This is a genomic window from Falsihalocynthiibacter sp. BN13B15, assembly GCF_041205415.1.
Taxonomy (GTDB): Bacteria; Pseudomonadota; Alphaproteobacteria; order Rhodobacterales; family Rhodobacteraceae; genus Falsihalocynthiibacter; species Falsihalocynthiibacter arcticus.
In genome coordinates this window covers 1-19,150 of sequence record NZ_JBGFCE010000001.1, presented here as the reverse complement: position 1 = coordinate 19,150, position 19,150 = coordinate 1, and the positions used below count along the sequence as shown (strand labels likewise).

Here is a 19,150-nt window from a genome sequence, read left to right as displayed (position 1 = left end):
GGTTATTCCTCCCCTGCGTCTGCATCTGTAGCAGCAGGAATTGCCGCCAGAGATTTCAGAAGTTCAGGATTATTCATTGCGTCGGCGATCAATTCTTCGGCGCCAGGCTTGCCATCCATGTATGTCATCAGGTTTGACAATTCGTTGCGCGCATCCATCAACGCTTTGAGCGGCGCGACCTTGGCGGCAATGGCACCGGGTGAAAATTCGTCCATGCTTTCAAACGACAAATCAACCGACATATTGCCTTCGCCTGTTAGGGTATTAGGAACGGAGAATGCAGCGCGTGGCTTCATCGCCTTCATGCGGCTATCAAAATTATCAACGTCGATTTCCAGGAACTTTCGGTCAGCAATGCCGGGTTGCGGCACTTCCGATTTTCCAGCGAGGTCCGACATAACGCCCATAACGAAAGGAAGTTGAACTTTTTTCTCGGCACCATACAATTCAACATCGTATTCGATCTGTACGCGTGGCGCTCGATTTCGCGCAATAAACTTCTGTGAACTTGACATATATTTCTCCGTTTTGTTGGACTTAGCGGTACATTTTCACTTTCGGGCACTCGTGGCGGCAAAGTGCCTCGGCCTTGTTATTCTTCGTCGGAAATCCCCCCAACCCGCATGACATTATCAACTCCGTCAGGGGCCATATCCTTCATGATGGTCAAGAAATCAGCGCCAATCAAACGTTTGGCGCGGTGCAACATTACCGGGACGGGGCTGGAGGGTTCGTTGGCCGAATAATAGGCCAGAATCCTGTCGATTGCATTTTCGACATCTCGGCGTGTTGAAATTGTACCAGCGGGCGCAGAGGTTGCCTTGACGGGCGCGACGCCGCCCTCCTCAACTTCTTCTGCGATTTCTTCAACGTCCGCGCCAACCTCATTGCCCAACCGCACCACGGCACGATTGACCATCTTCACTAGGGGCGAAAGATCAGGACCAAGGCCCGGAATTTTCTCATCAAAGATACCGTCAATCGCGCGCACGTCTTCAAGTACGGCAAGGGCGCTATCGTAAATGAGCCTCAATTCTTCACTGTCTGTGTCTTGAAATGCTGCAGAAATCCCAGCGGCATCGAGCGTCTGTTCAGCGCCCGCAGAGGCCGTGGCCTCACCCTCTGAAATCGCAATATCGCGCAACGAAATGCGTCCAAACGCCTGACTCATAGTCAGAGGCGCGAGGCGAATCCATTTGAGCATCATATCGGAATCAGACATTCCCAAAATTGTATTCACACGCAGCGTCGGATCATCATCATCTTCGTCATCCAACTGTGGATGGCAGCTTTCCCAATACTGCTCCAAACAGCCGCGAATATAGCCCGTGACATCAGCAAGTCCTTCAAAGCCCTGCGTGCGCACACGAGACGCCGCCAGATACACAGCCGCACGCAAATCGTGACTACGCTCCAAAACGGCCGTCGCTTTTTCAATTATTTCCGCGTCTTTGGGCGCTTCCGCCTCAATGATCTGATCTCCAACTTGACGCTCTTCGCCGGGCTGTACCGCAAGCAACAAGGAGGCAAAAATAGCGTCATATTCTAAATCTTCACCACTCGGAGCATCATCTCCGAAGTTTACTAAAAGCGAATTCAAATCAGACTCCCCCGACAATTTGGGCTCACAGAACCCCAAATCTATTATTAAACCAGATTACAGTACAATCTTTTTGAGGTGCAGGACCGCAAAACACCGCTCCGGAATATTATTATAAAAGAGCCAATTAGCTCATGAAAATAGTTTTATATAAGCACGAGTTTGAACTCCTGCGGGTCTTGTTCGCAATATCAGCCCTTACGCTATCAGATAAATCAAACATTTCCAGAAGTTATCTGATGAATGGGAGAGAAAATATTCCTTGACCGCTCCGAGTCTCTCCACGCATCGTGAAAAGGACCGAGGTAGAGGAGCCTAATCCATGAATTCTTTTCGTACCGCTGCTTTAATAACAGGCACAATTACATCTTCAATGTTCGCGCATCCCACACTCGCCCGCGCGGATACAGGACAGCTCTCAATTGAGTTGAATAAATTTGAATCAAATGAGAATGGAGGATGCCAAGCCTTCTTCCTCTTTCGCAACCAGACGGATCTGACTTTCGAAGGTTTTGAAATGTCCTTCGCCGTTCTCAACAATGAGGGGGTTATTGATCGCCTCCTCACAATCGACGCGGCCCCGCTTCCAGCCGCGCGCACGACCTTGAAACTGTTTGAAATTCCAGAAACGACTTGCGACGGAATATCAGCGCTTTTGTTGCATGAGCTTGCCTCTTGTCGCCCACAAAACGCCGAGGAAATGGACTGCTTTCCCCTCCTTGACTTGGTCAGTCGCACCAACGCCAGTCTGGAGAAATAGCCTATGCAACAGCTCCTCGGAATCTTGACCAGCGGGGGGCCCATCGTTCTGGTTCTTCTCGTTCTTTCGGTGTGTTCTCTGGCGCTCATTGGTGTCAAACTCGTCCAGCTTCGGGGCACAATTTCCAATGGTGAAGCGCAGAAGGCCGCGCTTGAAAAATGGGCCACGGGCGACAAACGCGCAGCCATTCAATGCATGGAATCAGCGGCGACACCTGCTGACAACATTACCCTCGTAGCCATGCAGGCTTTAGCATCGGGCCAAAATGCGGATGCCATCGACGGCGATCTAGAATGGCGCGGCAATCAAGAAATATCCGGCTTGCAGCGGCACATTCCGCTTTTGGAATTGATCGCCATGATCAGCCCTTTGTTGGGTCTGCTTGGCACAGTCCTCGGCATGATCCAGTCGTTTCAGGAACTCGCTTTGGCGGAGGGTGCCGCAAACGCGTCCCTTTTGGCGGCCGGTATTTGGCAAGCCCTTTTAACCACAGCAGCGGGCCTCTTGGTCGCGATTCCTGCGGCCGTCGGCGCGGCCCTTCTCAATACGCGCGTCGAGCGGGTGGCCCAGCAAATTGAATCCTCAACAGGCCAGCTTTTTGCACTGAACCAAAAGAAACCCTAGTCAAAACGACACCCAATTTTCAGAAGGAAGCGATATGCAACTTACGCGAGTCACTGAGCCCAAAAGGATCATATCCTTAGTGCCTATGATTGACGTATTGCTAATCATGTTGGTGTTTTTCATGGTGACATCAACATATCTCAACCTTGGAATGATCCCCGTTGTGAAGTCCTCTGACACCACAATTACACCGGAAAATGAGGGAGCTCCTTCTGCCAATGCCCCACTGCTCATTCGGTTAAATTCTGACGGGCAGCCCAGCCTTAAAGGGCAGAAAGCGCGCCTCCCCGACCTCGCCGCGCTCCTAACCACCCTGGTCGCGCAATTTCCGGATACTTCCGTTTTGATCTGGCCATCGCCCCATGCAAAGACCCAATCCCTCGTGTCACTGCTCGACACAATAACGGCTTCAGGCGTCACTCAACTGCGCATTTTGCAATTGGCTGCGGTCGAATGAAACTCGCCCGTCGCCCCCGTCGTCTTCCTCCAGAAACCATCATTCCGCTCATTGATGTCGTGTTTTTCCTGCTCATTTTCTTCATGCTCATCGGTCGAATGGACGCCACCGCCCCTTTTGCAGTTTATCCCGCTTTCTCCACCACAGGCACCGAGATGCCCGGTGGCGGTGCGACCCTTTCAATTGGTGCGCAAGGGGAACTCGCTCTGAACAGTGCCGAATCCGCATTGGACTCCCTGCTTGGACAACTGTCCGTCAGCCTTGTGGACGATCCGAACTTGCTGGTACGCATCAACGCACATCAGGATGCCGACCTTGCGCATGTCCTGCCGTTAATGGCAAAAATTGAAGCCCTCGGTGCGCGCGACTTGGTGCTTGTTGTGACGCCAGAAATGCCATGAACACGCAATCCAAAACATTCTGGCTGGCCGCCATGGCCGCCTCGGTTGCCCTCCACTTCGTGGCGCTCGGAGCCATCGCATATCTCGTCACGCCCGATCCGTTTGAGACACAAAACCTCCCTAAATCTCAAATCGACATCAAAACACAAGACGTGAAACGCGTCGCAGCTCAGGAAACGCAAACCGCACCTGAGGCAGCAAATGAAAGCAAACCCGATTCCAAAACTCTGGGTCTGGGGGCCTTTCCCAAATCAAATGCCGCTACCCTACAAACAGCAGGTCTTTCTGTGCCGACCAAGCCATTGCCGTCGCAGAAAACGAGCCCCTCCGAGGTACCGACAATTCCCACAGCACCAGTGGTTCCCCAGAAAACACAGATCGCAACATCTCTCCCGAAAGCGGTAGCGGAGGCCGCAAAACCTCCGCCCTCAACGACCATCAAATCGACCCAACCCCGGGGTGAAACCTCCGCACAATTGAAAGCCCCGGCACAGGAAAGCAATGCAATCCCCGCGACAGGCGAAGCCTCCATTTCCACGTCGCCCTCCGATCAAGCTATACCCTCGGCCTCTCTCGACATACCTTCCGAGCAGGGACAGGCCTCCCTCGCTTGGTCTGGTGGCGACAATGCCGTGGTTGAAGCGGCGTCACTCAGCGCTATTCAGGCGTTCATGCAACCTAGTGATCTGATGCAAGCCGGTGGTGCCCATAGTGAAGTACGAGACGGGATTGCAACCATTCTGGCCTCCGTTCCCTGCGCACGCTTGCAAGCGACATTTCTGCCCGAAACTGGACAGCTTGAGCTGCGCGGCCACATTCCTGAAGATGCCTTGCGCGGGCCCGTATTGGCCGCATTAAAACAACAGATTGGCAGTGCAATTCCTGTTACGGATCAATTACTTATTCTACCTAGACCGCAATGTAGCGCCCTATCTGGTATTGCCGATGTGGGCCTTCCCCAATCGACCGAACAACTCACAAATCCGCGTGTGATTGGCGCGTCTGGATTTGCCCAAAACTACACGTATTTCGCGGGTCAACGTCTTTCGCTTGAACTGGTGGCACCCGACTACGACGGCTATGTTTACGTCGATTTTTTTACAGCCGATGGCATGGTTATCCATCTCCAACCCAACGAGATTGTCCCGCTTGAGTTTTCTAACGCCAAAAGCCCCCTTTCGGTGGGCACGGACCGTGGGGACAAGCCCTCGCTTGAGCTGACAATCGGGCCCCCATACGGGCAAGAAATCGCGGCGGCCTTTGCCTCGTCTGTCGTGCTTTATGATGATCCGCGCCCCTTGCAAGAACCGGCCGAAAACTATCTCGAATTCCTCAAAGCTCAGGTTACTGAGGCGCGAGAACAACACAAAGACTTCAAGGGGGAATGGGTGTATTTTTTCATCTCAACCGCCGAACAATAACCGCGAAGTAACTCGTGGCACGCTTAGGGTAAACATCCGCCCCCAGCCCAATGACGTAATCCTTGCTTGAACGCTCCACCTAAAGGGTGCGATTTCGACAGGGAACGTTCATTGCTGGCTAGGAGGTAGGTTTTCCCCTGCGTGCACAACGCTTCAGCAGTCCACTCGTGGCAATTGGAGCACGTTTTCCCATTCCACGCTTCCTCGGGCAAGCCTTCAAAAGGCGGGAACGCAGGCGATCCCTCAATGAGTTGCGCAATGCTTCGACCAACCACCTCTGGATCTTGCGAGGTAAGTGGTGTCGTAAACGTCACGTCTTGCTGCGAGCTTTCAACCGCGGCCACGGAACTCTCTGGAACCGCGACGGGCGCAGCCGCTGCTGCGGCTTTTTGGGCGAGAATATCCTTCTCAAAACCCGCAAGTTCCGCATAGATACCGTTGGGATAAGCTTCAAGATAGGCCTCATAATCCTCGGATTTCCCCGAGCTTTGGGCGGCCCCAATCAAGGCTTCCTCATCCGCAATTGAGCCCGTATTCTCAGCGACTTCAGGCTCAACGGTCGGCGCAGCAACCTGTGCCGTAGTGGTATCACTCTCGCCACCCGCCAACTCGGCGCGCATTATCTCATTCAACAAATCCCGCGCCTCTACCGTGAATATGCCTGCAGGGTAGGCTCGCAAAAACAACATGATAGGTACCGGATCGTCGCTATGACGCACGGAATCCCAGAGTTGTTTTTCCTGCACTTGCTCTTGGGTCAAAGGCTGTGACGCGCGGAAGGCAAAATCGGACGTGAGCGAAGATGTATCCCAAGGCGTCTGCTGACCATTCGTAAGCGCAACAACTTCAATCCGTACGCTCTTGAATGTCTGCTCAAGGGATACCCCTTCACGTGTAATTTCCGTTGCGAGGGTTTTGGTAAACGGGCTGTTTCCATCTAATCCGTCGAGCGCGACAGCGCCTGGTGCCGTAGAATAGGCCAAAAACGTGCCGCGAGGGGCGTTCATCTCGGCAAGGCCGTTGTCATTCAAAGCTGGAATTGACTCAAACGGATTGTTGCGACACGCATCCAAAATCACGATATTCGTGCGATTGCTGGCGGAAAACATTTGTCGCAAAACGGCGTCAGCGGGAACACCAACCAAACTTAAATCGGCAGCATCCGTTAGCTGCGTGTCGACGGGAAGTAAGAAGTTCGAGCCAAACGATTGAACCGCGTGTCCTGCGTAGTAAAACAGCCCCGTTGTCTCTTCTCCGCCGCTGCGCAAATCGCGTCCAAACTGTGCAATGGCACGGTTCATGTCGATTTGAGAGGCATCGGTGATAACGCGAACGTCAAAGCCGCTTTCGATCAACGCGGTTTCCATAAGACGCGCGTCGGACACGGGATTGTCGAGTTGCGTCACGGATGAGTAAGCCCCATTTCCCATGATAAGCGCGATCCGTGGCTCGGCCAAACTGGTCTGTGCGGACATAGAAAATGCCAGAGCACACACAAGCCAAGCGGCGGGTCGCGATAGGAATTGAAGAATGGGACTTACAACGTTTTTCATTTAGCTACCTAATACCTTAAATTCGATCCGGCGGTTTTTGGATTTTCCCTCACTGGTGTCGTTCGTGGCAATGGGGTTGCTTTCGCCGTAACCTTTGCTTTCCAACATGTCAGGATTAAGGCCTTTAGCGAGCAAATAATCGACAACAGACGCCGCTCTCGAACGGGAAAGACGCTCGTTTTGTGCGTCCCCACCATCCGAATCCGTGTGGCCGCCCACCTCGATTTTCAAATCGGGGCAACGGGCGATGATCTCTGCGAGGCTATTTAACAAGGGAGCGCTCGTGTCCTGTAGGCGGGCGCTTCCGGAGGAGAAATAGATGCTGCCAGTGCGCGAAAGAATTTCAAAACGCCCTTCACAGGCTTTCTGATCAAAATTTCCGACAACTTCTAGGGCGACAGAGGCGGGCTTAGCTGGCTCGGTTGATATGGGTTCCACGGCAGCTTGCGATGTGGCGCGCGCGAACAAGAAATCAAACGATATAGTCGCCGACGGGACGATATCAACATTGGCGGCCTCTTGCAGTTTCGCCAAACCGTCGGTGAGATCAAAATCTTCCACTGCCACCGAAATCGGTGTCCGGCTTGCAATTGATACTAGGTCATCACTCAACAACGTGACGGTTGCCACAGTTTCAAATGTTTTCGAAACGCCATGTAAATCAATCGAATATGTCAACGGGATCTGCTTGCGGCGGACCTGAGCCAAATCGGTCAAATCTGCGGGGTTGATCTGGGTTGTGATTGTCGCTTCGGGAAATTTGAATGTTTCAAAGAACAGAAAACGCATCCGAACATTGCGTAAATCAACTTTCGTATCAACGGAATCAAGCAGCACCGACATTTTGGCAAGGCCATTTTCATCGATTGTGCCCGCTAATGTGGCAAAGCTGCTGGACTCAACTACGGTCTGCTTTTTAACAGATTGAAACTCCAAGGATGAAGCTTCGGGTTGGAGATTCCAGCCACCTGAAAACGGTCCAGTCTGAGCGTTTACAGGCTCTGACAGCCCAACCGCCAACGCCAGAATAACAAGGAAAACTCTGGCTAAAACCAGCCCCAGCACATTACTTCGCATTCTCACGTCCTCCAAAAAAAACCTCCAAGATCTATGTTCTAGCCTTGGTTAAATATCGAATAGTATTAATGCCATGTGAACCATGGCCACTCAGAATTGGCGCGCAGCCGCGACATCAACATTCTCGTATTCCCGTTATGGCACAGTGCGCGTGCCACGACCATTTACTCTTCCCAAAATGAAAGAAAACTTACCCAATTTTGCACCACTATACACTCCCGCGCCATTTTCGCCACAGTTTTACCGTTTCAATTGCGGTCCTTTTTGACCCGTAGATGCACCGCCTTAATGCTGTCGGCTAAGTAGAATTTACGCGCATCGCAACGGCGGTTCCTTCTGTGGTTTCGGATTGCCACTTCTCCCAAAAATGGTTGTAGCAACCTCTCCGCTGGCGCTTAGTCTCACCAAAGTGTCCAATTAGTGATACTTTCAATCAACAGAGGGTGTGCCCAATGACTCTGACTTTCAAAGCTGGCCCTCTAAAAGCGACGCGGGTTCTTCCAACCGCTACCAGCAATAGAATCACGATTATATTGTTAAAAGCAATCAATTGCGGGAAGATGGTGTGGTATTCTTGTCCTTTTTAACGAAAACGCGATCCGAAATGCGATCCAACGAACCAATTCCTTATTTCATGCAGCGACCGGAGATGGAAAAAACTTCTCGATAGGATGATTGCTGTCACGCACCAAGTTGAGGATTTAACTACTTGCGGATTGAAAAGCAGGGTGCCATTCATTTTCTATACGTTCAACAGCAAGTGCTCCCGTTCCCAAGGGCTGATCACACGCAAAAAGTCGTTTTGTTCCGACCGTTTAATTGCGATGTAAAGCTGACTGAATTCGACCCCAAGCAGTTCCTGAACCTTGGGCGCGTTCTCAAAGGCCTTTAATGCTTCCTTCACATCATGGGGCAATTCATGGGGCAAATCGCCCGCATCACTCACGATTGGTTCGCGGGGTTTGAGCTTCTCAACCATACCCAAGTATCCACAGGCCAGACAGGCCGCCATCGCTAAATACGGATTGGCATCCATACCCACAACCCGACATTCCACTCGCCGTGATTCAGGCTTGGAGATCGGAATGCGCAGGCCCGTCGAGCGGTTGTCCGTGCCCCATTCAAGGTTGATCGGTGCGGATTCCCCTGGCACGAGGCGACGATAGGAATTTACATAGGGCGCGAGCAGGCACACGACCGAATTCAAGTAGGTCTGTTGCCCTGCAAGAAAGCCATGAAAAAGCTCAGTCGCTTGATCGTTTTTATCATTAAATACACTTGCGCCCGTCTCGATATCGACAACGCTTTGATGCACATGCATCGCACTTCCGGGCTCGTTTTCCATCGGTTTCGCCATGAAGGTCGCATAGCAATCGTGCCGTAACGCCGCCTCACGAATGGTGCGTTTGAACATGAAAACTTGATCAGCGAGTTTTAGGGGATCGCCGTGATTGAGGTTAATCTCAAGCTGCCCAGCCCCGCCCTCCTGCATCACCGTATCGATTTCAAGGCCCTGTGCTTCGGCGAAATCGTAGATGTCATCGACCACGGCGCTATACTCGTCAACGCCGCTAATGGAATAGGCCTGCCGCCCCACTCCTTGGCGCCCCGAGCGTCCAATCGGCGGTACAATCGGAAGATCAGGATCGACATTGGGCTTGGTAAGATAGAACTCCATTTCAGGCGCAACCACGGGTTTCCACCCGCGCGCAGAATAGAGATCGAGCACCCGTTTGAGTACATTGCGCGGTGCCAAACCGCTAAGTTTTCCGTCTTGGGTGTGAACATCGCAAATCACTTGGATGGTCACATCAGACGTCCACGGCACCGCCCGCGCAGTTGATAAATCCGGCACCAAAACCAAATCGGATTCCGCCCAAGCATTTGCAATGGCGACGTCTGCATAACCTCCAGTGATCGTCTGAAAAAAAATCGACGTTGGCAAAAACATGGTTTGCTCGCTGGCAAATTTTCGGCCCGGCATGGCTTTTCCACGCCCAATGCCAACCATGTCCGGCACAACAGCTTCAATTTCTTCTGGGTTGCGCCCCGCCAACCATTCCTGAAGGTGATCGGGCAATTGCGCGACGATGGATTTTATCTCTGTTGCTCGCATTTTAGGGGACTCCTGTGAAAGCTAAAAACTGGCGGGCATGGACGCCCATTGCAACTCACCACATATTTGATCAAATTATTTTAAAGCACTGGGCACGTGTTAGTATATGGAAAAGTGTTGACAAGAACCCTACAAAAACAGCCCCATCGCGCGCGAAATTGGAAAAGAAACGGGACGAGTGCTTTTAGGAAATCGAAAGGGTTTTTCATGTTCAATCTTGACACAAATTCAATATTTGATCAAATTATTCCTGAAGACTAAATCGAGAAATTGCAAACGATTTTTTCAAGGACGAGCAACTAATTTGACGCCGAGATTGCGGCGCTTGAGGTTAATAGAATGCCAAAGACACCCAGCCCTGAAGATCGTAAAATCCTTCTAGATTTTTTAGCCGAGAACCCAGACCTTGAGCGCATTGAGCTCCTGTTCCCAGATATGCACGGGATTTTCCGTGGCAAATGGATGCCACCGGACGGAGCGAGGAAGCTCCTGACGCGGGACGTGCGCCTTCCTATTTCCTCGTATGCGCTGGATGTGTGGGGGCACGACGTGAACGAAACCCGACTGGCGCTCGCCACTGGCGACCCTGATGGTTATGGTGTTCCGATTATGCGCACACTCAAGCGGCTGCCTTGGACCAAAACACCTGCGGCCCAGCTCTTGATGACGTTGGAAACTGAAGACGGCGCGCCTTGTATCTATGACCCGCGCCAGCAATTGTCGTCGATGGTTGAGCGCTTTGCCGCAATTGGGCTGACCGCAGTTGTGGCCGCCGAAATGGAATTCTATCTGTTTCGCAAACGCAAAAACCTGGGCTCAGCGCCCATCCCCCCGATTGGCTCCATGGGTACCCAGCTCTATGATTTGGATGCGATGGATGAGTTGGAAGACGTGCTGCGCGAAATCCGCAGGGGGTGCGAAGCCCTGGATCTCCCCGTGGATATTATCATTGCGGAGTCAGGTTCCGGCCAATTTGAAATCAATTTCAAACATGTTCCAGATCCGATTGCGGCGGCGGATTACGCCATTTTGTTCAAGCGCCTCGTTTGGGGATGTGCACAACGCCACGATTTGGAATCGACCTTCATGGCGAAACCCTATGGAGACGACGCCGGAAGTGGGATGCATTTCCACGTAAGCTTGATCAATGAAGACGGCGAAAACATCTTTGCACTTGAAGACGGTGGCAAAGAAAATTTGCACCACGCCATCGGCGGTCTTTTGTCGACCATGCGGGAATTGCAGGTTATTTTCGCGCCGCATCTAAATTCCTATCGGCGGTTTCAAGAAGGCAGCCATGCACCGCTACAGCCAAATTGGGGCTTAGACAATCGCAGCGCCAGCGTTCGTGTGCCCGAAAGTCAGGGACCAGCAGCCCGTTTTGAACACCGCATTTCAGGGTCGGACGTGAACCCCTATCTCGCGCTGACGGCCATTCTGGGTGGAGCGTTGATTGGATTAAAAAATAAAATTGACCCGGGGAAGCCTATCGATGAAGGGGGGGCAATCAAACAGCGCCTGTACGGAACTTGGGTTCCAGCTGTTGACGCGTTTTCACGCTCGACTGCGGCTGTGGACGTGTTTGGAAAAGAGTACCGAAGGGTCTTTACCGCTTGCTGTCGGGCAGAAATTCAAAAGCTTTCTGCTATGGTTACCGATGTGGAATATCAAACTTATTTGGACCGTATATAGCTGGTTCGGAAGAATCCAGACGAGCCGTAGCCGTTGAGGGCTTCGCAATTGTGAAGTGGTGTCTGGCCCCCAAAACAGGGAGCCAGACGGAACGTTTAGGTCATTGCTTTAACGTATCTGCGCATACCGATATAAAGGCTAACACACATCGCAAGGAGAACGATGGTGAACGGGAAGCCCGTCGAAACAGCCATCGCCTGAAGTGCCGTAAGCGCGCTGCTGCCGCCAACAAGGAGCAGAGTCGCGGCAACCACACCTTCGAATATACACCAGAAAACTCGTTGGGGTACGGGGGCGTCAATCTTGCCACCAGCGGTAATTGTGTCGATCACTAGCGAACCGGAATCCGACGACGTCACAAAGAACACAAGCACCAGCACGATACCCAGAAGCGACGTAATCGACGCAAAGGGCAACTGTTCCAGCATGACAAAGAGCTTGAGTTCTTGTGCGACACCAATCACGGGAGCCGCCGCATCCGCCATCACTTGCGATACAGCGGCACCACCAAAGGCACCCATCCAAACGACACTGGCGAGCATTGGGATCAAGATAACGCAGGTCAGGAATTCGCGCACTGTCCGGCCACGAGAAACCCGCGCGATGAACATGCCCACGAAAGGCGACCAAGAAATCCACCATGCCCAATAGAACGCTGTCCAGCCTTGCATAAAGTTGGTGTCATCACGTCCGAAGGGGTTGGAGAGAGGAATGATTTCGCGTGCATAAGCAATGCCACCTGAGACAATCGTATCAAAGATTATGGCTGTCGGCCCAACGACGATTACGAACAAGAGGAGCAGCAAGGCGAGGCCAATGTTGATCTCAGATAGGATTTTAACCCCACCATCGAGGCCGCGGATCACCGAGATGGTTGCCAGTGCGGTGATGACCGAAATGAGGACGACTTTGGCGATATTGCCAGTGCCCCAACCAAAGAGGAAATTGAACCCAGCAAGCGCCTGTTCGGTCCCAAAGCCAAGTGAGGTGGCAAGACCGAAAAGCGTGGAGAACACGGCGAGAGTGTCAATGACGTGCCCCGGCCAACCCCAGACCCGTTCGCCCAAAAGCGGATAAAACGCCGAACGCAATGTCAGCGGTAGACCGTTGTTGAAAGTGAAGAACGCCAGCGACAGGGCAACGATTGCATAGATTGACCACGGATGCAGCCCCCAGTGGAAGATCGTAGCAGCCATACCAAGATCGCGTGCGGCGATGGTGTCACCAACCGCAGCACCAAGGGGGGCCCAATCGGTACGCGCGCCAGCCTCAACCGTTGTGCCGCCCATCGAGGATGCAAAATGCGACATCGGTTCGGACACGCCGAAAAACATCAGGCCGATACCCATACCGGCGGCGAAAAGCATGGCGAACCAACCGAGGTAGCCATAATCGGGACGCGCCTCTTTGCCACCAAGCCGGATTTTACCCATAGGCGAAAGCACAAGGAACAGACTGAAAAGTACAAAAACATTCGCCGCACTTAGAAAGAACCAGTCGAAACTCGACGTTAGGAAATCACGTAACCAGCTGAAAAACTCTGTGGCTGGGCCTTGCAACATCAGAGTTGCGATGACGAAAACAATGATAGCGATACTCGAAATCCCGAAAACCGGATTGTGGATATCAAAGCCGAATGGCGTGACGTTGTGTTGCCCTATCTCAAAGTCTGTATCAATAGGCTGAGGCACGTCCGTGCTCGGGTCGTTTGTGGAATCTGTCAAAAGTTATCCTTCCAGAACCGACGCGAGTCGCTTTGGACACTGTCCTGCAACTGGCGATTCAAGTCGCGTTTACGGAAAATCCGCCTAAGCCGACAGTAACAGGCAAAGGGAAAAAAAGCAAACGAAGTGGGTTAAGGCCTTATAATTCGCCGCTTATTTGGGCTGTTGGACGGATATTGTTCACCTTTCCATCGCGCCTTTGCCCAAGATAATTTTGTCACGGAACTTCTCAATACGCGTGGTGCGTGTCGCAGACGCTTTTGCACCATTGAGATTAATCACGTAGCTTCTTTGACGACCTGGTGTCAGTTTGTGAAAGGCCTCAGCCAGTTCGGGATCGATATCCATGGCCTCAACCAATTCATCAGGCAATTCGATTTCCACTGGCTCTTTAACTGGTACTAACCCAGCATCCGCATAGCCAATAGCTTCTGCTAAATAGGAAACGATTATCGGTTCCATTTTTGCCACTGCGGTACTGTCTGTGAAGCTCATCATACCTGCATTTTGCGTGTTTGGACCTCTTTTCACGAGGACATTTTCGGGATCTTTCATCAACGCGGGATTAAAGAAGCTTAACCGAAAGTCGCCACGGAATGCGCCGAGCAACGCAATGTTGCGCCCGTTGTGCATATAGCACGGATGGCCCCATTTAGCCGTTTCCATAAGCCCAACCTCTCGACAGATTTGGCGCAAGTGCTTGAGCCCATCCGCCCATTTACGCACCGAGCAATCTGGCGTAGCAAAGCGTTTGCAGCGCCCACATCCAATCAAAAAATAGTCCTCGGGATCTGTGATCATAGCGTAAGCTTTCCTTGGTCTCGGAAATTTATAACCCCCCACTCCTGAAATAAGAAAAGAATTTGAGCAGAGTGTCTAGCGGTAGGTTTAGTCGATTTCGCAATGGTGTTTGCGTAACTTTTTGACTTGCTCGTTTACACGGTGCTGGCCTCGCATTAGCGTAGCAAGATGAACACTGTCGCTGACATCGAGGATTTTATTGTACGCACCGGTTTGGGCGACCGCGCGGCGTTTTCTTCCCTTTATTCTGCGACCTCTGCGAAACTTTTTGGTATTTGCCTACGTGTCTTGAACAATAGGGCCGAAGCAGAAGACGCCTTGCAGGATGTTTTTGTCAGGGTTTGGCAGAAGGCAAACAGCTATGTCGTCAACGGTTACAGCCCTATGACGTGGTTGATTACGTTGGCGCGAAATCTGTCAATCGACAGACTCAGAGCCCGCAAAATCTCCACTGCGTCTATCGAGGATGTTGTCGAGCTAGCCGATAGTGGACCGACACCAGAAGCCGCCGCAGTGCAAAGTTCCGAACGCACGCAGATCGATAATTGTTTGGGCGAACTGGATGTTGACCACGCCGCATCAATACGCGGCGCTTATCTTGACGGCGACACATATCAAGACTTGGCAGACCGCGCGGGTGTGCCGATCAATACAATGCGAACATGGCTTCGTCGAAGCCTTGCGAAACTGAAAGACTGTTTAAGCAGATGACCCAATCGGGCGATCATAACGACGACGATACTACCCTCGTGGGGGAATATGCGCTGCATCTTCTGGATGCGGAGAGCCGTCTTGCGTTTGAAAAGCGTCTGCGTGATGAGCCCGATTTACGTGTTTTGTTGCGCGAGTGGGACGAAGGGCTTGTGCATTTGGCGGATGATATCCCCGAAGTCACGCCCCCCGCTCACCTCAAGAGCGCCATTGATGCGCGCCTCTTTGGGGCCACCGAACCCGCGCCAAGGTTTTCGCTGGCGTGGTTCTTTGGCCACAAGGGCAGCGTGTTTGCCGTCGTTGCGATGCTGGTTTTGGCCGCGTATTTCGGCCCCTCCATGCTGGATGACACACAAGCGCCGACCTATACCGCCGAGATTGCAGCAGAGGATCGTGCACTGGTCGTCACGGCAAGCTTTGATCCCAACTCTGGCGAAATTGATATCAACCGGATTGTTGGCTCTGCCGCCGAAGGGCGGGTTCTAGAGTTGTGGCTCATTGCTGACGGAGCACCTGCGCCTGTGTCTCTGGGGGTCTTACCAGCGAGCGAAAATGCGATGATATCCGTGCCGCAAACTCTTATCGCGGCCATGAATGGCGGAACGCTTGCGATCAGTGACGAGCCCACTGGCGGCTCCCCCACTGGAGCGCCAACAGGGGCGGTTCTGGCCGTTGGAACGATCATTTCGTCCTGATTTGATGAGTGTTCAACGGGTCCGCTTGGACAATTTAAAATTTTATTTGCTTTAAATTCAAAGAATTAACGGCCATTTTTCGTTCTTTCAAATTACTTTGAAACTTTTCATTGGTGGGTTGCGTGTTTTCATCACAACCAAAACAAACCAACCCTTTGAAAAGGAAATCACAATGAAACTCTCAATCGCAAAAACGACTTTCCGTGCGTTCAACGTTGCCGTTGTTGCTGGCTTCTTGTCGACGGCCGCATATGCCGAAAACCCAATGGTGGGCGGCGCTGCCATGTATGAGTCCAAAAACATTGTCGAGAACGCTGTAAACTCGGAAGACCACACAACCCTCGTGGCCGCAGTTCAGGCGGCTGGCCTCGTTGAGACGCTTCAGAGCGCGGGTCCCTTTACCGTATTCGCCCCCGTGAACGCCGCATTTGCTGCACTTCCTGAAGGCACGGTCGAAACCTTGCTGATGCCAGAAAACAAAGCCACCCTAACCAAAGTCCTCACATCGCATGTGGTTGCAGGTAAATGGTCCGCCGCTAATATCATCAGCGCTGCGGGTAAAAGCTCTGATGGTTTCTATCACTTCGAAGCTGTCTCGGGCGATGCCTTGTCCGCGCAAGTCAAAAATGGCAAAGTCTATATCTTTGATGAAAGCGGCAACGCCAGTCTTGTCACCATCGCTGACGTGAACCAGTCCAACGGCGTTATCCACGTTGTTAACCGTGTTCTTTTGCCTAAATAAATAATGTCGCCCACTTCCGCGTCTAAATTGCGAGAGTGGGCACGCCCTGAAATCCAAATTGGAGGCTCTCATGAAACGCCGATTATTCCTTCTGTCCGGTACCGCCGCCATGGTGGCTACAAAACTTCATGCCACTGAAGGCACGTTTGAAATCACGCGCACCGAAGCCCAATGGCGCGCGCAATTGAGTGAAATAGAATACCTTGTGATGCGCGAAGAAAAGACTGAACGCGCAGGCTCTAGCCCTTTGGACAAGGAAACCCGCGATGGGATTTACGCCTGCAGAGGTTGCGATTTGCCGCTCTATGATGCCTCGACAAAATATGACAGCGGCACGGGCTGGCCGAGTTTTTATAAATCCTTGTCCAATGCCGTCAGGACCAAGGATGACAACACGTTTTTTTCAAAACGCACAGAGGTGCATTGCCGTCGCTGTGGAAGCCATTTAGGTCATATCTTTGACGACGGTCCGAAACCGACGGGCAAGCGCCATTGCCTCAACGGAGTCAGCCTTTCTTTTCAAATCGCACAGATGTGAACGGCAGAGCAATATGGCCCGCAGAAGCGGCTGCATATCGCAGTTGTAGCTCAGTAGAATTCCACCAGTTTGTGTCCCTCGTTTACTCGGAGGGCGGGGGATATATTCTGTGGATATTTATAGTCGTCTGCGTCGTGCTTGTTTGAAGGACGGTATGTCTGCTCGAGAAGCCGCGCGTTATTTCAACAAGGACCGTAAGACGATAGCGAAGATGCTGCGCGTGGACAAAGCCCAAATCAAAAAACCGCGTCACACAACCAAGCGCATCTTTGTGCGCCTGGGGGATGAGCCTGCCGCATTCTAACGCAGTTTTTGTGAAGAGATACCCTGCGGAGACAACCGAGCCGTTCTGTGATGGCCACGTGTCTGCCTTTGCGTTCTTTGATGGCATCCCGCAGTCCATTCTTTATGACAATACCAAGATCGCTGTTGCGCGTATCCTTTGAGTCCGACCCCGTGTGCGGACACCGAGTTTTACCGAGTTGCAATCGCATTGCCTGTTTGATGACAAGTTCGGCAGGCCTACGCGAGGGAACGAGCGAGGAATTGTCCGCCATTGGTCCGAGGGCAATGGCGAGGGTGCAAGTTCTACGCCTGCTGGAAACCTTTGAGAAGGACGTTGAGCTGAGTGCGATCCAGCAGGCGGTTGATATGGGGCAATAGGCTACCCCTCTCGGTGATGCACGCATCTCCTGCCGGTCAATGGATGCCGTAAAGCATCTTGTGCTGTGCCGTTTTGAGAAGCGGGCACCAAGATTGGATTTGGACTTCTACCCTTATCTGCCAAAGGCAAATGTTGGCACAACACGTCCGGCAAGCTACATGAGCCTGATGGGAGGGGCCGTGGCATGACAGTGGCTCCCCAAATCCTTCTGCAACATCACCTTAAGAAGTTGCGCTTGCCGACGTTCCAAGTTGAATACGTAAAGCAAGCGCAGATATGTGCTACTGAGAACAACCCCTCTCGTGCATTGCTGTGCAATGCCCTGTCGGGCAATGGATCACGTTCATTACCTGGCACGCCTGTGTGAGATGGAGTTTATTGATCGCGAGCGCCGGATGATTGAACGGCGAATCAAAGCGGCGAAGATCCCCAGCACCAAAAGCCTAGATAGCTTTGACTTCAGGATCATACCCAGCTTAAACAAGCCACTGACGTCAGACACTAATGAGATTAGCAGCCTGACATGAAGCCCTGATCCACCTTAACAAGGCTGCAAACTGGTCGAAAACTTTGGACCACCTCTTCTGAGAGAGTCCTCGGAAATGACGTATTTTCAGGGCTACCCCATGCCTCGCCTTAACATTGGCCATTTTGATTTATCGTTTTGCGATCGCTGACTTGGTATTAAGTTGGAGAGCATAGACGCTTGATGTTGCCGTGATGAAGAGTTCGTTTCCGTGGGCACCACCAAAGTTAAGGTTGGATACGATTTCAGGCACCTTAATTTTTCCCAAAAGCTGACCATCCTTGTCCAAACAATGCACTCCATCGGCAGCTGATATCCAAACGTTGTCATGTTCATCAACACGTAGGCCATCGGGGATGCCTGGGTCCATTGTCGCGAAAATGCCATCGTCGGAAAGCGTCCCGTCATCGTTTACAACATGACGCCTGACAATAGGTGCAAATTCGGGGTCATCGCTCAGTCCTGAATCTGCAATATAAAGCAGGCTTTCGTCCTTCGAGAATGCTAGCCCGTTTGGTTGTGTAAAGTCAGTTGCAACTACATCCAATCGTCCATTGTCTGGCTCTAAACGGAACACGTAGCGCCCTTCCTGTTCCTGCCGAGCAGGATACCCTTCATAGTCACTTTTGATCCCATAGGTTGGATCAGTGAACCAAACGGTGCCATCCGATTTCACCACTACATCATTTGGCGAGTTTAGCGGCTTATCGTTGTGTGAGGCTGCGAGCGACGTAATCTGACCATTCTCTTCAGTTCTCGTGACTGAACGTGTCCCATGTTCGCATGTGACTAGACGCCCTTGAAGGTCGAGTGCGTGACCGTTTGCAAAGTTTGAGGCGGCCCTAAAAATGGAAGTGATCCCATCTGCTGTCCATTTGTGAATTTTCTGGTTTGGGATGTCCGAAAACAAAAGGGCATTCTGACGACTGAAGTGGTCCTGCTTTTTAGGACAGGTTTACGGCTTTGCTAAGATGCACCTGGTTTATGTTCATGCCGCGTTTCGTGTTTCTAGTTGTCCGAAGTATGCGATGTCCGGCGTACGCTTATC

The 19,150-nt window shown here is 52.0% G+C and carries 18 protein-coding genes and 3 pseudogenes; 13 read left to right on the top strand and 8 right to left on the bottom strand.

Annotated features, from left to right (window positions below; all coding sequences use genetic code 11):
* Positions 1-2: 2 nt before the first annotated feature.
* Together tssB and tssA are read right to left on the bottom strand one after the other, a co-directional pair.
* Positions 3-515 carry a type VI secretion system contractile sheath small subunit gene (tssB, locus tag AB9F26_RS00105; protein ID WP_039002360.1) on the bottom strand — a complete coding sequence of 171 codons (513 nt, stop codon included), beginning with the start codon at positions 513-515 and terminating at the stop codon, positions 3-5.
* 77 nt (positions 516-592) lie between these two features.
* Positions 593-1,600 (bottom strand): type VI secretion system protein TssA, encoded by a 1,008-nt coding sequence (tssA, locus tag AB9F26_RS00100; protein ID WP_335586700.1) that lies wholly within the window; start codon positions 1,598-1,600, stop codon positions 593-595.
* A 322-nt stretch (positions 1,601-1,922) separates the two neighbouring features.
* Between tssA and AB9F26_RS00095 the strand changes: the two genes are divergently transcribed.
* From AB9F26_RS00095 to AB9F26_RS00075, 5 genes are read left to right on the top strand one after another with little or no spacing between them, the layout of a single operon-like run.
* The gene (locus AB9F26_RS00095) at positions 1,923-2,360 is read left to right on the top strand and encodes a hypothetical protein (RefSeq protein WP_369767025.1); all 438 of its coding nucleotides are present in this window, start codon (positions 1,923-1,925) and stop codon (positions 2,358-2,360) included.
* Between the two features lie 3 nt (positions 2,361-2,363).
* The gene (locus AB9F26_RS00090) at positions 2,364-2,984 is read left to right on the top strand and encodes a MotA/TolQ/ExbB proton channel family protein (protein ID WP_369767024.1); all 621 of its coding nucleotides are present in this window, start codon (positions 2,364-2,366) and stop codon (positions 2,982-2,984) included.
* 34 nt (positions 2,985-3,018) lie between these two features.
* Positions 3,019-3,441, top strand: a complete 423-nt coding sequence (locus tag AB9F26_RS00085; RefSeq protein ID WP_335586703.1) for a biopolymer transporter ExbD — start codon at positions 3,019-3,021, stop codon at positions 3,439-3,441.
* A complete protein-coding gene (locus AB9F26_RS00080; RefSeq protein ID WP_369767023.1) occupies positions 3,438-3,842 on the top strand; it encodes an ExbD/TolR family protein in 405 nt (134 codons plus the stop codon). The genes AB9F26_RS00085 and AB9F26_RS00080 overlap by 4 nt, the downstream gene beginning before the upstream one ends.
* A complete protein-coding gene (locus AB9F26_RS00075) occupies positions 3,839-5,263 on the top strand; it encodes a DUF4384 domain-containing protein (protein WP_335586705.1) in 1,425 nt (474 codons plus the stop codon). The genes AB9F26_RS00080 and AB9F26_RS00075 overlap by 4 nt, the downstream gene beginning before the upstream one ends.
* Before the next feature lie 23 nt (positions 5,264-5,286).
* Here the strand turns inward: AB9F26_RS00075 and AB9F26_RS00070 are convergent, their stop codons facing one another.
* From AB9F26_RS00070 to AB9F26_RS00060, 3 genes are all read right to left on the bottom strand, one after another.
* Complete coding sequence (locus AB9F26_RS00070) at positions 5,287-6,738, bottom strand: caspase domain-containing protein (protein ID WP_369767022.1); 1,452 nt, start codon at positions 6,736-6,738, stop codon at positions 5,287-5,289.
* Between the two features lie 78 nt (positions 6,739-6,816).
* A complete protein-coding gene (locus AB9F26_RS00065; RefSeq protein WP_369767021.1) occupies positions 6,817-7,893 on the bottom strand; it encodes an OmpA family protein in 1,077 nt (358 codons plus the stop codon).
* A 742-nt stretch (positions 7,894-8,635) separates the two neighbouring features.
* Positions 8,636-10,009 (bottom strand): glutamine synthetase family protein, encoded by a 1,374-nt coding sequence (locus AB9F26_RS00060; protein WP_369767020.1) that lies wholly within the window; start codon positions 10,007-10,009, stop codon positions 8,636-8,638.
* 339 nt (positions 10,010-10,348) lie between these two features.
* Between AB9F26_RS00060 and AB9F26_RS00055 the strand changes: the two genes are divergently transcribed.
* Positions 10,349-11,701, top strand: coding sequence for a glutamine synthetase family protein (locus AB9F26_RS00055; RefSeq protein ID WP_052274834.1), 1,353 nt, complete (start codon positions 10,349-10,351; stop codon positions 11,699-11,701).
* Between the two features lie 95 nt (positions 11,702-11,796).
* On the opposite strand, the gene AB9F26_RS00050 is transcribed toward AB9F26_RS00055, so the two are convergent.
* Positions 11,797-13,425: a BCCT family transporter gene (locus tag AB9F26_RS00050; protein ID WP_039002353.1), complete on the bottom strand. Its 1,629-nt coding sequence runs from the start codon at positions 13,423-13,425 to the stop codon at positions 11,797-11,799.
* Positions 13,426-13,605: 180 nt separating this feature from the next.
* Positions 13,606-14,226 carry a YdeI/OmpD-associated family protein gene (locus AB9F26_RS00045; RefSeq protein WP_335586710.1) on the bottom strand — a complete coding sequence of 207 codons (621 nt, stop codon included), beginning with the start codon at positions 14,224-14,226 and terminating at the stop codon, positions 13,606-13,608.
* A 168-nt stretch (positions 14,227-14,394) separates the two neighbouring features.
* Here AB9F26_RS00045 and AB9F26_RS00040 point away from each other — a divergent pair, with 168 nt between their 5' ends.
* The 7 genes and pseudogenes from AB9F26_RS00040 to AB9F26_RS00010 all read left to right on the top strand — a co-directional run.
* On the top strand, positions 14,395-14,937 hold the full coding sequence (locus AB9F26_RS00040; protein WP_335586711.1) for a sigma-70 family RNA polymerase sigma factor: 543 nt from the start codon (positions 14,395-14,397) through the stop codon (positions 14,935-14,937).
* On the top strand, positions 14,934-15,632 hold the full coding sequence (locus AB9F26_RS00035; protein ID WP_335586712.1) for an anti-sigma factor domain-containing protein: 699 nt from the start codon (positions 14,934-14,936) through the stop codon (positions 15,630-15,632). The genes AB9F26_RS00040 and AB9F26_RS00035 overlap by 4 nt, the downstream gene beginning before the upstream one ends.
* Before the next feature lie 172 nt (positions 15,633-15,804).
* Positions 15,805-16,374, top strand: coding sequence for a fasciclin domain-containing protein (locus tag AB9F26_RS00030; protein WP_369767019.1), 570 nt, complete (start codon positions 15,805-15,807; stop codon positions 16,372-16,374).
* Between the two features lie 70 nt (positions 16,375-16,444).
* The gene (gene msrB / locus AB9F26_RS00025; protein WP_369767018.1) at positions 16,445-16,912 is read left to right on the top strand and encodes a peptide-methionine (R)-S-oxide reductase MsrB; all 468 of its coding nucleotides are present in this window, start codon (positions 16,445-16,447) and stop codon (positions 16,910-16,912) included.
* Between the two features lie 100 nt (positions 16,913-17,012).
* Positions 17,013-17,463: pseudogene (locus tag AB9F26_RS00020) on the top strand (IS21 family transposase); the annotation flags it as partial.
* Complete coding sequence (locus AB9F26_RS00015; protein ID WP_369767215.1) at positions 17,417-17,575, top strand: hypothetical protein; 159 nt, start codon at positions 17,417-17,419, stop codon at positions 17,573-17,575. The pseudogene AB9F26_RS00020 and the gene AB9F26_RS00015, both read left to right, overlap by 47 nt.
* A 185-nt stretch (positions 17,576-17,760) precedes the next feature.
* Positions 17,761-18,061, top strand: a pseudogene (locus AB9F26_RS00010) (ATP-binding protein); the annotation flags it as partial.
* Between the two features lie 171 nt (positions 18,062-18,232).
* Here AB9F26_RS00010 and AB9F26_RS00005 read toward each other — a convergent pair.
* Positions 18,233-19,015 (bottom strand): annotated as a pseudogene (locus AB9F26_RS00005) (SMP-30/gluconolactonase/LRE family protein); the annotation flags it as partial.
* Positions 19,016-19,150: the final 135 nt, after the last annotated feature.

What these genes read in the sequence shown, in the direction of transcription:
- AB9F26_RS00035 (WP_335586712.1), top strand. Translation starts at nt 14,934, where the DNA reads ATGACCCAATCGGGCGATCATAACGACGACGATACTACCCTCGTGGGG.
- AB9F26_RS00090 (WP_369767024.1), top strand. Translation starts at nt 2,364, where the DNA reads ATGCAACAGCTCCTCGGAATCTTGACCAGCGGGGGGCCCATCGTTCTG.
- AB9F26_RS00040 (WP_335586711.1), top strand. Translation starts at nt 14,395, where the DNA reads ATGAACACTGTCGCTGACATCGAGGATTTTATTGTACGCACCGGTTTG.
- AB9F26_RS00080 (WP_369767023.1), top strand. Translation starts at nt 3,438, where the DNA reads ATGAAACTCGCCCGTCGCCCCCGTCGTCTTCCTCCAGAAACCATCATT.
- tssB (WP_039002360.1), bottom strand. Translation starts at nt 515, where the DNA reads ATGTCAAGTTCACAGAAGTTTATTGCGCGAAATCGAGCGCCACGCGTA.
- AB9F26_RS00070 (WP_369767022.1), bottom strand. Translation starts at nt 6,738, where the DNA reads ATGTCCGCACAGACCAGTTTGGCCGAGCCACGGATCGCGCTTATCATG.
- AB9F26_RS00085 (WP_335586703.1), top strand. Translation starts at nt 3,019, where the DNA reads ATGCAACTTACGCGAGTCACTGAGCCCAAAAGGATCATATCCTTAGTG.
- AB9F26_RS00095 (WP_369767025.1), top strand. Translation starts at nt 1,923, where the DNA reads ATGAATTCTTTTCGTACCGCTGCTTTAATAACAGGCACAATTACATCT.
- AB9F26_RS00015 (WP_369767215.1), top strand. Translation starts at nt 17,417, where the DNA reads ATGACAAGTTCGGCAGGCCTACGCGAGGGAACGAGCGAGGAATTGTCC.
- AB9F26_RS00045 (WP_335586710.1), bottom strand. Translation starts at nt 14,226, where the DNA reads ATGATCACAGATCCCGAGGACTATTTTTTGATTGGATGTGGGCGCTGC.
- AB9F26_RS00075 (WP_335586705.1), top strand. Translation starts at nt 3,839, where the DNA reads ATGAACACGCAATCCAAAACATTCTGGCTGGCCGCCATGGCCGCCTCG.
- AB9F26_RS00065 (WP_369767021.1), bottom strand. Translation starts at nt 7,893, where the DNA reads ATGCGAAGTAATGTGCTGGGGCTGGTTTTAGCCAGAGTTTTCCTTGTT.
- AB9F26_RS00060 (WP_369767020.1), bottom strand. Translation starts at nt 10,009, where the DNA reads ATGCGAGCAACAGAGATAAAATCCATCGTCGCGCAATTGCCCGATCAC.
- AB9F26_RS00030 (WP_369767019.1), top strand. Translation starts at nt 15,805, where the DNA reads ATGAAACTCTCAATCGCAAAAACGACTTTCCGTGCGTTCAACGTTGCC.
- AB9F26_RS00055 (WP_052274834.1), top strand. Translation starts at nt 10,349, where the DNA reads ATGCCAAAGACACCCAGCCCTGAAGATCGTAAAATCCTTCTAGATTTT.
- msrB (WP_369767018.1), top strand. Translation starts at nt 16,445, where the DNA reads ATGAAACGCCGATTATTCCTTCTGTCCGGTACCGCCGCCATGGTGGCT.